At 43.6% G+C, this 14770-nt stretch carries 12 protein-coding genes; all 12 read right to left on the reverse strand.

Annotated elements, in window-relative coordinates; genetic code table 11:
* Positions 1-7: 7 nt before the first annotated feature.
* The 12 genes from wbaP to wcaJ all read right to left on the reverse strand — a co-directional run bounded on the left by wbaP (position 8) and on the right by wcaJ (position 14733).
* Positions 8-1438, reverse strand: coding sequence for an undecaprenyl-phosphate galactose phosphotransferase WbaP (gene wbaP / locus WN16_RS18335; RefSeq protein WP_003844301.1), 1431 nt, complete (start codon positions 1436-1438; stop codon positions 8-10).
* Between the two features lie 3 nt (positions 1439-1441).
* Positions 1442-2377 carry a glycosyltransferase gene (locus tag WN16_RS18340; protein ID WP_044701927.1) on the reverse strand — a complete coding sequence of 312 codons (936 nt, stop codon included), beginning with the start codon at positions 2375-2377 and terminating at the stop codon, positions 1442-1444.
* Positions 2377-3516: a glycosyltransferase gene (locus WN16_RS18345; protein WP_016150595.1), complete on the reverse strand. Its 1140-nt coding sequence runs from the start codon at positions 3514-3516 to the stop codon at positions 2377-2379. The genes WN16_RS18340 and WN16_RS18345 overlap by 1 nt, the downstream gene beginning before the upstream one ends.
* Positions 3509-4417 (reverse strand): glycosyltransferase family 2 protein, encoded by a 909-nt coding sequence (locus WN16_RS18350; RefSeq protein WP_044701925.1) that lies wholly within the window; start codon positions 4415-4417, stop codon positions 3509-3511. The genes WN16_RS18345 and WN16_RS18350 overlap by 8 nt, the downstream gene beginning before the upstream one ends.
* A gap of 19 nt (positions 4418-4436) precedes the next feature.
* Positions 4437-5270 carry a glycosyltransferase family 2 protein gene (locus WN16_RS18355; protein WP_044701922.1) on the reverse strand — a complete coding sequence of 278 codons (834 nt, stop codon included), beginning with the start codon at positions 5268-5270 and terminating at the stop codon, positions 4437-4439.
* Positions 5271-5276: 6 nt separating this feature from the next.
* Positions 5277-6530 (reverse strand): flippase, encoded by a 1254-nt coding sequence (locus tag WN16_RS18360; RefSeq protein WP_003844308.1) that lies wholly within the window; start codon positions 6528-6530, stop codon positions 5277-5279.
* 342 nt (positions 6531-6872) lie between these two features.
* The gene (gene galF / locus WN16_RS18365) at positions 6873-7766 is read right to left on the reverse strand and encodes a GalU regulator GalF (RefSeq protein WP_003844310.1); all 894 of its coding nucleotides are present in this window, start codon (positions 7764-7766) and stop codon (positions 6873-6875) included.
* A 165-nt stretch (positions 7767-7931) separates the two neighbouring features.
* Complete coding sequence (gene wcaM, locus WN16_RS18370) at positions 7932-9326, reverse strand: colanic acid biosynthesis protein WcaM (protein ID WP_044701921.1); 1395 nt, start codon at positions 9324-9326, stop codon at positions 7932-7934.
* 11 nt (positions 9327-9337) lie between these two features.
* On the reverse strand, positions 9338-10558 hold the full coding sequence (wcaL, locus tag WN16_RS18375; RefSeq protein WP_003841815.1) for a colanic acid biosynthesis glycosyltransferase WcaL: 1221 nt from the start codon (positions 10556-10558) through the stop codon (positions 9338-9340).
* On the reverse strand, positions 10555-11835 hold the full coding sequence (gene wcaK, locus WN16_RS18380) for a colanic acid biosynthesis pyruvyl transferase WcaK (RefSeq protein ID WP_003841813.1): 1281 nt from the start codon (positions 11833-11835) through the stop codon (positions 10555-10557). Before wcaK ends, wcaL begins: the two co-directional genes overlap by 4 nt.
* Before the next feature lie 23 nt (positions 11836-11858).
* Entirely contained in the window at positions 11859-13337 is a 1479-nt protein-coding gene (gene wzxC, locus WN16_RS18385) for a colanic acid undecaprenyl disphosphate flippase WzxC (RefSeq protein WP_044701920.1), read from the reverse strand.
* Position 13338: 1 nt separating this feature from the next.
* A complete protein-coding gene (wcaJ, locus tag WN16_RS18390) occupies positions 13339-14733 on the reverse strand; it encodes an undecaprenyl-phosphate glucose phosphotransferase (protein ID WP_003844315.1) in 1395 nt (464 codons plus the stop codon).
* Between the last annotated feature and the right edge of the window lie 37 nt (positions 14734-14770).

Genomic DNA, 14770 nt, shown 5'->3' on the forward strand with positions numbered 1-14770 from the left:
AATAGGATTAATAAGCACCGTCGCGTTTTAAAACGACACTAATTGTTTTAAATAAAATAACGATATCATTCCATAGAGACCAGTTTTTAACGTACCATGAATCAAAATATACACGTTTTTCATAATCGACATCATTTCGTCCACTTACCTGCCATAAACCAGTCATACCTGGTTTTGCCATGAGGTAGTAATCAGCTTCATCGTTATAGCGTAGTAGTTCCTCAGCGATAACTGGTCGCGGACCTACTAAGCTCATCTCACCTTTCAAAACATTAAAGAGTTGCGGAAGTTCGTCCAAGCTGGTACGTCGAATAAATTTTCCTATTGGAGTAATTCGAGGGTCATCTCGTAACTTAAAGTCTTTTTCCCATTCATCTCTGGCTTGAGAATCACTTTCAAGCAGGTTTTGTAGCACCTCCTGCGAATTCATCACCATTGAGCGAAATTTAAGACATTTAAATAAGTTTCCTTTTCGACCGACCCTTTCATGCCCATAAATAGCATACCCACCGTCTTTCTTTACTTTAAGGCTCAGATAAATAAGTAGTGGGGAAAGTAAAATTAAAAGAAAGCTAGAGACTATAATATCAAAAGTTCGTTTAACAAAACGAGAACTACGTTTAGCTAGATTGTTATTTACTCTAAGTAATAAGACTTCATGGCTAAAGATGAATGCCATATCTGTTCCATACAATGGCACACCACGAATTGTAGGTATTACTGAAATCGAACGACATTTTTTCTTTGTGAGATTTTTAAGCCATCGATCTAATTGTTGATAGTCACCATCATCAAATGCAAGGATAAATTGGATGTTTCTAAAATCTTCAATTTTGTAGATATCTTCCTCTTCTGTAAGAAGCTTAATATCTTCACTAATAGGTTCAACTTTGCCATTGACAGTATATAAATATTGAATATCATAGCCTAAGTTCTTTTCACTCATTAATGCTTGATATGCATCATAAGCGTTAACACCGCCACCTAGAATAATAGTTTTCTTTTTCCACATACCTATCTTTTTTAGGAATCGCTTAACTAAATTTCGGCCGACCGGTATAAATATAAAAATCCCACACCAAGTAAAAGCCCAAAGATAGCGAGAAAAATGCCATTTTGAAAACGCGACGATCGCCAAATCTATTACAGCGAAAATGATGACTGTTCGTAGTATTTCTTTTAGCTCATTCCAGAATGGTTTCCTGTATGTATAATGGCGTAAGCGAATTCCAAACCACGCTACAGCGACGAATCCAAGAATGAAGTGAGAGAGTACTCGGTAATTATAATCTTCCCCAGGCAGAAAAGGTGATAAGTCACCGCCAAAAAAATGCTTGGTAAGCATCATTGCTACAAAAAGAGAGGATATATAGACAAAAAAATCAACACTTGCGAAAACATATTTCGGTACATTATGCTTAAACTTATTCTTTAACATGACTCACCTATTATAAGAATTCTTCCAGTAATTCCTGTGCATACTCATTTTTTTTATGACACTAAGCGGGAGATTTTTATATCTTAATCCAATTTTGTATCCAATTAATTTTGCCACATTATTCATAAATGCTTTAATAATTAACAATGGATTATGTCTCATTAGATAAATCACCTCTGACTTAATAAATCTATTACCTTCTGACGATACTGCATTAAACTTTTTCTGAATCCACGGTTCATCTTGATGGAAAACACCAATATCGAAATAACGCTTATATTCTTCGATAATTGAGTAATTATGTGAATGACGGACTGCAGCCTCAGAGCAATAGCCTGTTTTTAGATTATGTTGAATAGCTTTCGCCGCAAAAAACATATCTTCACAAAGGATAGTGTCAGTTGGGAAACCACCAATACGCTGAAAATCATCTACTTTATAAGCGGAAAATGAATTAGACATGAAAGCAGTTTTGATGCCACGAATAGGGATACAATCTAGCTGATTTATCAACGACTCGCATCCATAATTAAATTCACGTGCATGGGCAGCTATTGGATTAGCATCAATATGAGGAAGTTGCTTACCATATGCAGCGCATAGATCATTTTCGACCATAAAATTGATTAATGTAGCCACACTATTTCTAGTTTCAAGAATAGCATCCTGAGTCAGAAAAATAACATAATCCTTATCATGAAAAATATCCATAGCTAGATTACGAGTACCACCATGATTAAAATCATGCTGCTGGATCTCATGGACAATAAATCCATACTGTTGGGCAACTGCTTGGGTGTTGTCCTTACTTTGTGAGTCCACAACCACGACATCAGTACCGGGTTGACAATTTAGATGAATAGCTTGCGCCGCTTTCTCCCAAATTTCCCCACCATTATAAGTCACTACCGCAATACCAATTTTTAAAGTAGAGCTCATTATTTCATTTCCAAAGAATCAATAATCTGTTTCGCTAACTCAGCCCAACTGTGACTAACCAAATATGCAGGATCATCAGTAAATGTAGTCGGCCCGAAAATATCTTCACCTTGGGAAAAGGCAGCTAATTTTTCGGCCAACAAAACAGCATCATCAGGTTTGAAAAAGTTCACTCTTTCATAATTTCCTATTGTCTCATGAGCATAGGGTAGATCGGCAGAAAGAATTGGTAATTTAAACTCTTTTGCTTCAGAAAGAGGAAGACCCCATGTTTCAAGCTTAGAAGGGAAAATTAGAGCATCGGTTTCATTGCGATATATATCATCTAATTTTTCTTTACTTTTCAGACCAATGAAATGTATATTTTGCAACCCACGCCTTTCACACTCAAAAATAATAAAATCTCCAAATTTCGTCATTCCTTTATTAAAGGTCAATATTATGTTTAATTTATTATAGATATGTATTTGTTGTTTTTTTAAGATTGCCATCGCATCAAGAAGTATATTGAAATTTTTAAAAGTTCTTGGAAATGCTGGGTACAGCAATCTTTTTACTCCAGTAGACACTGAGTTGCATTGAGCGGTTTCACGGTTTCTTATATTTTCTGCCTCAGGGCGGGCAACCAACAAATTATTAATACTATAGTTTTCCTTAAAATACTTTGCAATCCATTGCTGTTGCACAATGACTAGCTTATTAGATTTGATATTAACGCGATATAAATATTTGTAAAGTTTGGTAAACAAGAAAAAAGTTCGATCATACTTAAGATCGAGATGACTTGCCTGATAAAATGGAGATGGGTTATGGCAATACACAAATTGGTTGGCCGTAGCTACCCGTGCAGACATATCGTGCAGACATATCCAAGCATCTGGATTTAGTTCTTTACTCAATGTAAAGCTAGTTATATATTCAAACTTGAGTCTTTTAAGCCAGCCTGTTTTAATATTTTTATACTCATAAAATTCAATATTTTCTTGTGACTTAAATTGTTCAAATAGATTGACATCGTGAACCAAGCAAATTAACCTCACCCCAGAGACTTTGCTAAATGTAGTGATCATCGTCCTGAATACGGTCAAAATACCGCCTTCAACCATATTAACACCGGAAAGAACAATTAGCTTATTCATAAATCAACCAAAGTATTGAGAAAATTACACTGTAGGCAAACCTCTCAGTATAATAGGGTTTAACATATTTATGCAAGAAACGTATCTTTTGTAAAAAAGTTAATTTCCTTTTACATTCATTATTTTCTAACAGATTAAGCATTATTCGCGCCGATACGACTGAGCGCTTAATTCCTGATAAGGTCTTTTTCACTCTTTTAGCTCTAGCGAAGGTACTACGTTGTTGGGCACCTACAACGTTTGCTGAGTGTTGGCGATAATTAACAAGAGGCCGAGCCAGATAAAATATTTTCCCACTCCTCGCAGCCTGAAAAGCATACCAGTGATCATGCATTGCAATATGCTCAGGCACCATTCCGGCCATTTTGAGAAGTATTGAATTCATAATAACTGTACAGCCATAAACCGACGATCGCCAAGTTAAATAATTTAATGCCAAATTATTATTCGGATCAAGTTTTGAATAATTGTAAAAATCATCATTTATTAAGTTAAGATTTTCATCAACTATTCTAAGGTTTGAAAAGCCTAAACAAGGGACTTTTTCTCCGTTGATTATCTCTTGTTCACGAATCTCATTAAGCATCAGTTCTATTTTATCTTTTTCCCACACATCGTCTTGATCGCAAAAAAGAATATAATCCGCTGTACTGAATTGGATTCCATTATTGAAGTTTTTCACAACTCCTGCGGCATTATTACAAACATGACAACTAACCCTAGGATCTTGCTTCGAAATATTATGAATAAGGTCAACTGTACCATCAGAAGACCCGTCATCTGTAACAATTAAATTTAGCGCCGTATGCGATTGTTCCAAAATAGAAAAAATTTGCTGCTGAATAAATTTGGCACCATTATGAGCAGCAAGAATAACATCAACATGGATATCCTGATTCATAGTTATTTAAACACTCATTTTAATATGAGTATTTTCCTCCTTTGCCTATAACTCCATCCCAAATACCTTGCAAAATAAATTTAATTCGTTTCCTTTTGGGTGTCATAATCGCAAAAAGAGGTATTTTTTTTAGCAAAAGAAAAATAATTATAAGTTTGCTCCTCATGTCAAAACTCTTTGATTTTAATGAGAAAATCCAATTTCGTACAAGATAATATTGTCGTACAGGCGAGCCTATTCTAACCTCCCAAATAAAGAGTTTTGGATACTCGTTTTCACCAATATTATGGTTCATTATTACACGTGGAGTTTCAAAAGAAAGATATCCTTTCTTTCGTGCACGATGGCTCCACTCAACATCAATCATATCGATGAACCAATCGGCTTTAAACATCCCCACGGTTTGAAAGGCATGTAGAGGAAAAAGAGCGCCAGAAGAAATAATAAAATCTTTCTCAGCTAGTTCCAAATGTTTTGGTTGATGATCTGTTGATTGCTGATTAATTGTTGGACCTATGCAAGCAATAGGATACTGATCTTTAAATTTATTATACTCAGCAATCATTTTTTTGCAGTATGAATCTGAAATCTGCGAGTCTTGATCAAAGGTAAAAATGAAATCACAATTTTCATCCATCGCTTTCTGCAACCCTATATTTTGCGCCTCAGCGATACCGACATTGTCATTCAGTCGAACAATATCCACATCCTTGTAGCTATTAACTTGTGAAGGCTCACTATTATCAACAATAATCACCTTAGATACCTGATGTGTTATTTTTCTGACAAACTCATCAAGTACTGAATTATCCGGATTATAGGTGACAATGATTGCAAATATTTTGTAGTCCATATTAATTTATCTTTTATAAATTCGTAATTTATTTGATACAATCTTTAGCAACAGCGCATCTAAAGCTACTCGGCCTGTCCAAGCGATAGCTGTACCTAATAATCCATAATGTAAAGTTAAAACATACAGAATGATAAGATACGGGATTATCTCAGAAAGATGAATAAATGCTGTAAACTTAGCTTTTCCTGCGGCCTGTATTAGTGAATATGGGATCTGAGCTAAGGCGTTAAAATAAAACCCTACAATTAGGACCTGTAAGATGTGCGCTGAATGAATGCCAAACTCCTCTCCCATCCATAAGGACATTAGCTGCTTTGAAAAGAACAAGCATATGATGACCACGGGAACACAAATAATAGACATCAATAGAATACTTTGCTTTTCAAGCTTTATTCTTTCCTCAGCTGATTGCGCATAACTAAGCTTAGGAAATAAGGCTCTTGCTAAAGCAGCTGGAATATTTAATAGTCGACCGATGCCTTCTGAGGGGGCAGTATAAAAAGCGACTTTACCCGCGCCTAATAAATTTGACACTACAAACCGATCAAAATAGACCATCATAGGGCTGATTATATTACTAATCGTTAGCCATCCTCCAAATTTTATAAGCCGTATAAATGTTTTCCTGCTAAAATTTATACCACTGGAAATTATTATTTTTCTACAAATAAAACATGTAATTATAAATGAAATTAACCTACCGAATATTAAACCAATGATCGCGGATTTTAATGTAGGCTGGAAAATACAGCATAAAGCAGGGAGCCCAGCAATTGCTGAATTACTAATTGAACGCTGTATATTAATGTTAATAAATTTCTCATGGCCTTCCAACCATGCTAACCATATCTGATTTAATAGATAAATTGGAATAATAAATGCCAGTAATATGAAAGACTGACGAACTTCATCTCTCATATCTACTGACACTTTTAAAAACGAATTAAGATGCGGTACACTCAGTAATAAAAGAATTGCGGCCGTACAGCCCATAAACAATACTACTATACCTGATGTGGCGATAATTTTATACTGTTCTTGCAAGTCATCACGATAAATAGAAATTTCTCGAATGACAGCACGACTGAGCCCTGCATCAAAAATACTAGCATAACCCACAATTGCAAATGCCAATGTGAATATACCAAAAGCTTCGACGCCTATAACTCGAGCAAGATAACCTAAGGCAGGTACAGCAATTAATGTTGGAATTGCAAAACCTGCCAAATTATAAAAACTATTCTTTATTAGACTCATAACTCTATTTTTTGAAAACCTGCAGAAGCCTGCACATTTTTAGGTATGCTACCGCCCCTGGCCTTGCAGCTACCAGAGCACTACCTAAATTCCAAAGATGTAACCAGCCCCGCCAGCTATCGCAAAGCTCTGTTAAATTCAAACGCTAATTGTCTTACCAAATGCCAGCAGAAACAAGAAAAAATCTGACAAAGCCATGATTAAACTTGGTAGGTTAACTTGTTGTTATTGGTCATTTTTCATAAAAAAGCGACAGTAACATTCCATTGCTTAAAGCATAGAAGCTTGGATGTTAGCTGCCGCTATTTTTTCTGGCTTACCGTCACAAAGACCTGTAAATATCTACTCGCTCAGTAGCTTCTCGATGCTCCTACGGAACTTCGGACCTTCTTTCAGGCTACGCAGCCCATACTTCACAAACGCCTGCATGTAGCCCATCTTTTTACCGCAGTCGTAGCTGTCACCCGTCATCAGCATCGCATCAACAGACTGTTTTTTAGCCAACTCTGCAATGGCATCAGTCAGCTGAATACGTCCCCAGGCACCTGGAGCAGTTTTTTCCAGCTCTGCCCAGATATCAGCAGAAAGTACATAGCGTCCTACGGCCATCAGATCGGAATCCAGCGTTTGCGGCTGATCCGGTTTTTCGATGAACTCAATGATACGGCTGACTTTACCTTCGTTGTCCAAAGCCTCTTTGGTTTGAATAACAGAGTATTCAGACAGATCGCCCTCCATACGCTTAGCCAGCACCTGACTGCGCCCGGTTTCATTAAAACGAGCAACCATAGCAGCGAGGTTGTAGCGCAGCGGATCCGCACTTGCGGTATCCAGAATAACGTCAGGTAATACCACGACAAACGGGTTATCACCAATGATAGGACGAGCACAAAGAATGGAGTGACCCAGACCCAGTAACTGAGCCTGACGGACGTTCATGATAGTCACGCCCGGAGGACAGATAGACTGCACCTCGGCTAATAACTGGCGCTTAACACGCTGCTCAAGCAACGATTCGAGTTCGTAAGAAGTGTCGAAGTGGTTCTCAACCGCGTTCTTAGACGCATGAGTTACCAGAACGATTTCTTTGATACCTGCAGCTACAATTTCGTCGACAATGTATTGAATCATCGGCTTGTCTACGATCGGCAGCATCTCTTTAGGGATTGCCTTAGTGGCTGGCAACATGTGCATCCCCAGACCCGCTACCGGAATAACTGCTTTCAAATTAATCATTAAGTCATTCACCTATTCATTAGTTGCTGAATTATAGCTTTTTAGCTTGTTTTAGCCAGTATGAATTACATTGTACAGTTGCCGCGTATGTTACGCCGCTTATCTGTAGAATGCAGTAATCTTAAGCTCAAGTATGTGCGACTTGAGCCAGGAATGGTCGCAAAGTTACCTCCCCTGCCCCGGTAGTCGAAAATTCACCGCTTCAACATTCACCACCTGATGGTTTACCCGGTCAATGTCAACTGAACTTTGCCCGCTTTCGTTTACCGCATGGATATTCGCCAGTGATAGCAAGGTGTCCTGCTTAGCCATAAACTTACTGCGTACGTCCTGGCGCAGATCGAAGTGCATCTTAAGTGCGGGACCCGTAGCCGATTGCTGCATCACCCTGACGTTACGTAAAAAAAGGTGCTGCGGTTGGTTGTGCAACTCAAGCGTGGCATGCTTCATCTCCACGTTGGTGATGGCCACGAATGACGTTGCATTACCAGAGGAGATCTGAATTCCGCGTAATTTGTATTCACGTTTGGTGTTATCGAGATGGATATTATTTAGCTTAAAGTTTTGTGGAATGGATAAATATCGACCTTTGATGACGCCATAACCAATGAGCATACCTGCGCTGTTCTCCATATTGATATTATCAATCACGAAGTTATCACATCCATAAATAGCAACCGTCGCATTATCAATGCCTGCTTTCTTACTGAAATCCGGTGTGATATTTCGCGCGGTAATATTACGAATGATAAAATGCTTGCCGTTCTCCACATGAACTAACTGCCGACAGTCGGTACCGGTGATGTTCGCCACCACGAAGTTTTTCACCGCCAGTTCATCGGGATAGCTATTGTCATAGGTACTGCCCGCCAGCCCGATACCGATGCCCCAGTTCACATTGCCATTGGTACAGTTAATACGTTCAATGACATGGTCAGAAATGAGGATGTTGCTGTCGTTGATAGCCACATTCCACTCAATGGCATCTCCCTGGAGATCGCTAAATCGGCAGTTTGTAATCTTTACGCCATCCATTCGGTTATGAAAACCCTGACGTAAAATCCCATAGTTAGCGCGTGTGACAGTAATATCATCAATAATCAGATTACGCATCAGCCTTGAAGTTTTACCGCCGATATAGATTTGCGTCACCGGACCGAAACCGCTCATGGCAATCCTTTTTATTACACAGTCCGAACCACGCACATCCAGGGTAACGTTCTTCAGGCTCCCGCCCTGCTCGCCCACCACTTTGCATCCATCCTGCAGAATAAAGCGCCCACGGCCATTGCCACTTATTCGCCCTTGTATGAAGAGCGTTTTGCCTGGCGGAATAACAATAGCAGTATTGAGATCCTTACATTCCAGGCCTTTTGGTACGACGACCATTTGCCCTTCTTTGAACGCCTGCCTGAAAGAGGCCACCCAATCCTGTGGGTTGTAATCCTGAATGTTGACGCTGCCCGATGATTCAAGCGCGCGAACAACGGGAGAATGCAGCACGACAAGCGCAGAGCCCGCCGTCAGAAAAGTACGGCGTGAGAGTTTGTTCTCTGACATACAACCTCGATTTACATCGTTTGCAGCAGACTGGCTAACTGTTTATTGATAGCTAACTGATTAAATTCATTTTCAATTTTTTCACGCGCACACTGCACAATCGACTGTACCTGCTCACTGTCGAGCAGGCTAAATGCCGCTAAACGCTCTGCCAGTGCCTGCGCGTCGTTTTCCGGTGCCAGCCAGCCTGATTTACCCGACTCGACCAGCTCCGGGATCCCGCTGTGAACGGTGGAAATCACCGGAATACCCACCGCCATCGCCTCCATCAGTGCCACCGGGATCCCTTCCATATCGCCGTCTCTTCCGGTGATCGAAGGCAGCAAAAATACATCCGCCTGTTCAAGCATCTCCTTTACCTGATGACTGGGCTTAAAGCCGGGCATCTCAATAACGCCATCGAGTTGATATTGCTCGATCAGCGTACGTAAACGACGCTCCCAAGGGCCGATACCCAGAATTCGATAACGAAATGAAACGCCCTGCTCTTTTAACTGACGACAAGCTTCGATGGCGAGGTGCAGTCCTTTTTTCTCGGTTAACCGGGCAACAGAGATTATTTCCAGCGGTGCAGTTGGCGATTTCAACTGGCGTGGCGTAAAGCGTGTCATATCGATTCCCATACGCGAGACGGCAATTTTTTGCGGCGGACATCCCATGTTTTTTAACCGTCCGGCCCAGAGATTGCTGATGGGCAACATTAAATCACCGCGTTGAAACAGCTGCTGATACTCAGGGGTATAGCGGGCCAAAACGCCCCGGTGCGAAACATCAATCCCATGAAATACCGTGGCGATTTTTCCGCGGATCATCCCAAGCTCACGCAGCTTGGCGGCCGTTACGCCTGCGGGCCCAAAATGAGCAATAAAAACATCCGCCTCAAACGCTCGCGGATTCCCGCCGCAAATAGCTGCCAAAATCAGATTGCGCGCCTCCTCACCATAGCGTGCAACATTAAGCGCTTTCCAGGTCGCTGCGCGGGTAATACCGTGCAGAGCCGCCGCTGCCCTATATTTCAGTTTCGCCAGTTTGCTTTCCGGTTCATTCAGCAACCAGCGAGTTTTTTCACCCAGACGGTAGGTATTAAAGGAGGCATGAGTATTTTCAAGATCGCCCTTCTGCAAAGCGACAATCTCCACGTCGTAGCCCATATCGATAAATGCGGTTATCTGATTGAGTACAAATGTCTCGGAGGAGAGCGGAAATTTAAGCAGGAAAAAACCAATCTTCATTTATCCCCCTCAATACGCGTTAAAACCGACTGCACCATGCGTACCCCACGTTCGCGTTCGCGCATAACCGCGTCGCCGAGACGTATGCGCAGCTCAGGTAACTGTCCGAGAGTATCGGCAACCTTCCCTTCGAGACCGCCATCGAGAAGATGACGAATATCAACAGCCATCTCCGGTAACCCCAGTTGTTGCATGATCCCGGCCGATTTGTGCTCGTAGTTAATGGCGATGGCAGGCGTCATAAAATTCATCGAGATGATGGCAGAATGCAAGCGAGTCCCCACCGTCAGATCGCAGGCGCCCAGAATCTTCCCCATCTCCAGATCGTTAAGTTCATCCATCACCACGTGATATCGGGCCGGATCGTTAACATACTGGCGCAGGTTTAACGCCACCATGCGGTCATCTTTGTTGTAACTATCAATACCGGTGCAAGTTGACAGCGCTATCACCTGGTAACCTTCGTCGAGGATGCGGTTCACCACCCCGGAAAAGGCTTGCTCATAGGCCTGCTGCGTTGTCCCCAGACGCTTATCAAAAGGAGCCAGCTCACGCAATGTAATGGCAACGGTCTTCTGTTTAGCCGCCATGTCTAACCAGTGCTGTACCGCATAACCTGGCTCAAAATCCTCATGATGGTTGTCAACCAGCCAGGCCGTATCCACGCCAGTTTCGACTTTATCCGTGGTAATTGCGCTGCGCTTCATCAGATCCAGACTGACGGATTCACGTAAAATTAGCGCATTACAGTGACCAAACACGTAGTTCGCCAGTTGATTAAACTGCTCATCCTGGAATGGCCCCACGCTGTGACCAATCATGTACAGCGGTTTTTTCGCCATAAACGAACACAGGGCATGTTCAAACTGCGGCACGCCATACAGATCGACAAAGAACGATCCGCCGACCTGGATGATGGCGTCATAGCGCGACAGCAGACGGACAAAATCGGTAAAGCCCTGGGCGATAGCGATATTGCGCAGATTACCGGAATCGGTAACACGCGAGAGCAGTACCTGATGCTGATAGCGACGACGCAGCACTTTCTTCACGCGCCCCATAACACCCGCTGCGTTGTTATGTTGCTTCATCTGCAAATACAGCGGGTCGCCCATCACCGGGCGGTTTAACAACCACGAAGAGCTCACCGGGTAACGGCTCATCACATCCACTTCGGTCTCGGGACGCAACGCGTTAATGGCATCCAGCAAACCGCGCAGGATCGCGCTATCCCCTCGGTTCCCGCAGGTATGGTTGCCTAAAATTAGTAATTTCATTATGACCTCTTAAAACGTTGTTCTTATCCCGCACGGAGCAAGGTTTTCATTTTTTCACTGCGACAGAATTGGCGTTTTATTTCCACCACCAGCGGATGGCGCGACAGCACAATCATTAGCGCAAACACCACTGCTCCTGCCGCTATCTGGATCCCCAGCAGCGCGCTTAATGGCACCTGATTGCGCAGGGTTAAGCCCAACGCATAGCTCACCACAAGGGTTGGTAAGGAGAGATACAACGGCAGCCACAGGCTGAGCATGTACTGACGGTAGCTGGAGCCAAGAACAGGTTTGATCATCACGAAGTAGCTGAGGATCGTGTTAATCACCTGGACCAACAGAAAGCCCAGCGTCACGCCAATCGCCCCCGCCAGATGACCGCCAATGAAAATGGCAGGAATAAACAGAATGGTTTTGAACACATTGAATTTGAAGCTGATATCGACCCGGGCTTTCGCCATCAAGAGCGATCCTATTGGATTCCCCACCGAGCGCAGCAAACCCACAATGCACAATAGTTGCAGGACCGGAATAATGCCGTTCCACTTCTCGCCAAACACCAGCGGCACCACATTATCCGACACCACCATCAGTCCCAGTAGCGCCGGGAAGTTGATAATCCCAACCACTGACAGCAGCTTGTAAAAATTCACCCGTAGTTTTTCGCTGTCGTCCTGGATTTTGGCAAACGCCGGAAACAGCACGCGGGTGATAATCGGGTTCAGTTTGATCGGCGGGACAACCGCCACGTTCCACGCAAGATTGAATCCGCCCGCCACGCCAACTCCCAACGTGCGGGCTAAAACCAGCGTGGAAAGGTTGGTATTGATGTAATTGATGATGCTGTCTGCCGTCAGCCATGCGCCAAAACGCAGGTTCGACGAAACGGATGCGAGTGAAAAATGTAGCCCGGGTCGGTAAATCCGGCGGCCAAAATAGCCGAACAGCAGCGTACGTAGCGTACTATTCACCAGATACCCAAGAATGGCCGTCAGCGCGAGCGGCCAGAAATGGGCGCTGACCACGGTAAAGGTAAATCCAGCCAGCACCGAACTGGTTTCAATCATGCCAATTTTGTTGAAGGCCAGCTCTTTTTGCATCAGCGCGCGAAACTGCTGCCCGTGCGGTATCACCACAAACGCCAGTGATAAGGTTTTGATGAGCGGTGCCAGTTCTGGGTTATTGAGCACATGGGCAATCGTCTCGCTCAGCAGAAACATCGCCACGCATACCACGATACCCAGCCCAACGTTGAGCCAGTACAGCGTTGTCAGCTCCAGATAACCAATCTCTTTGCGTTGAATAATTGAGTTGGCGATACCGAAATCCGACAGTGTATCGGCCAGCGCTATGATCACCAGCGACACGGTTAACAACCCGAACTGGTGGTTATCAATAATTCGCGCCAGGACGGTCATCTGAATAAGTCCGAGCCCAATAATGATCACCGTGGCAATCGCCGACCACTTTGCGCCATTAAGCGTTTTTTCTCGTAAGCTCATGTTAATACGCCGCTTTGTTAACAAAGCCTTTGAATATCGTCAGAAAAACAATTTTGATATCGAACCACACGCTCCACTCGCGAATGTATTCGAGGTCAAACTCCACACGTTTCTCCATTTTTTCCAGCGTATCGGTTTCACCGCGCCAGCCGTTGATTTGCGCCCAGCCGGTAATACCCGGTTTCACCTTATGGCGTAACATGTATCCCTCAATCAGTTGGCGGTACTGTTCGTTATGCGCCACCGCATGCGGACGTGGTCCGACGATAGACATCCCCCCGGTGAGCACGTTAATAAACTGCGGCAGTTCATCAAGCGACGTCCGACGCAGGAAATTCCCCACAGGAGTAACGCGCGGATCGTTTTGCGTGGCCTGCGTCACCACCGCATCGTTTTCCATCACTTTCATTGAGCGAAACTTCCAGACTTTGATCGGCTTCCCATCCATGCCATAGCGAGTCTGGCGGAAAATCACCGGTCCTTTGGAGGTCAGTTTTACCAGTAGTGCTATGCCACACAGCACCGGGGAAATAAGTAGCAGGATCAGTGAAGCCAGCACGATATCTTCCGCGCGCTTCAACAGACGATTAATTCCCGAGAGTGGCGTGTCATACAGCGGCACCACCGGAATGCCGTTCATCTCTTCAATCCGTGAATGCAGAATGTTGAAGGTAAAGACATCAGGAATAAGGATCACTGAACAGGTGGTATCGGCCAGCTCGCGCACTAATTTTTTGACGCTGGCACCATCGCTCATCGACATGGCGATATAAACGTTATGAATGCGTGAGGCTTTGGCGTCATCCACCAGTTGTTGCAGATTACCGGCCCAGTCGCGGGAGTTTTTTCCAGGGATAGGGTCGTGATAGATACCTGCTACTTCAAACCCCAGCCACGGTTCATGGCGAAAACTGTCCAGTAGCATTTGTCCAGCTGGCAGGTCCCCTGCCACTGCCACCCGGCGAGTGTTGTAACCGCGATTACGCAGCCATCCCGCGCCGTAGCGAATAAACGAACGACTCAACACCAGGCCAACGCTGGATAGCAGATACCACGCCAGCCAGACGGCGAGACGGTTATCAAAATCATTATTAAAGGCGATCAGACCTGCGCAAAAAATCAGGCTTAGCGTCCAGTTTTGCAGCAACAGCACCAGCTCAGTGGTAATTTTGACACCACGCCAGGAGCGATAAAAATCCGTTATGCCACCGAGCATCTGAAAAACGACCAGAGTGATCAGCGCCACCAGCAGGTGCATGTACAGGAAAGGCAAACCGCTTAATTCGCAGATTACCCACAACCCGCCAAACATGATGGTGATATCTGAAAAGCGTTGCACCATCGAAATTAACGACGCATTGGTTTTGGCGCGCTCGCGCTTCTTTAGATGTGTCATCGTGGTTCCTGTTAGTCACCCTTTGCCCAGAATCGGG

The sequence above is a fragment of the Citrobacter sp. ABFQG genome (assembly GCF_004322975.1).
GTDB lineage: Bacteria > Pseudomonadota > Gammaproteobacteria > Enterobacterales > Enterobacteriaceae > Citrobacter > Citrobacter freundii.

Excerpts from the sequence above, each read along its gene's own strand:
- wcaJ (WP_003844315.1), bottom strand. The coding sequence starts at position 14,733 with ATGACACATCTAAAGAAGCGCGAGCGCGCCAAAACCAATGCGTCGTTA.
- wcaL (WP_003841815.1), bottom strand. The coding sequence starts at position 10,558 with ATGAAGATTGGTTTTTTCCTGCTTAAATTTCCGCTCTCCTCCGAGACA.
- wcaM (WP_044701921.1), bottom strand. The coding sequence starts at position 9,326 with ATGTCAGAGAACAAACTCTCACGCCGTACTTTTCTGACGGCGGGCTCT.
- wzxC (WP_044701920.1), bottom strand. The coding sequence starts at position 13,337 with ATGAGCTTACGAGAAAAAACGCTTAATGGCGCAAAGTGGTCGGCGATT.
- WN16_RS18355 (WP_044701922.1), bottom strand. The coding sequence starts at position 5,270 with ATGGACTACAAAATATTTGCAATCATTGTCACCTATAATCCGGATAAT.
- WN16_RS18340 (WP_044701927.1), bottom strand. The coding sequence starts at position 2,377 with ATGAGCTCTACTTTAAAAATTGGTATTGCGGTAGTGACTTATAATGGT.
- galF (WP_003844310.1), bottom strand. The coding sequence starts at position 7,766 with ATGATTAATTTGAAAGCAGTTATTCCGGTAGCGGGTCTGGGGATGCAC.
- WN16_RS18350 (WP_044701925.1), bottom strand. The coding sequence starts at position 4,417 with ATGAATCAGGATATCCATGTTGATGTTATTCTTGCTGCTCATAATGGT.
- WN16_RS18345 (WP_016150595.1), bottom strand. The coding sequence starts at position 3,516 with ATGAATAAGCTAATTGTTCTTTCCGGTGTTAATATGGTTGAAGGCGGT.
- wcaK (WP_003841813.1), bottom strand. The coding sequence starts at position 11,835 with ATGAAATTACTAATTTTAGGCAACCATACCTGCGGGAACCGAGGGGAT.
- WN16_RS18360 (WP_003844308.1), bottom strand. The coding sequence starts at position 6,530 with ATGAGTCTAATAAAGAATAGTTTTTATAATTTGGCAGGTTTTGCAATT.
- wbaP (WP_003844301.1), bottom strand. The coding sequence starts at position 1,438 with ATGTTAAAGAATAAGTTTAAGCATAATGTACCGAAATATGTTTTCGCA.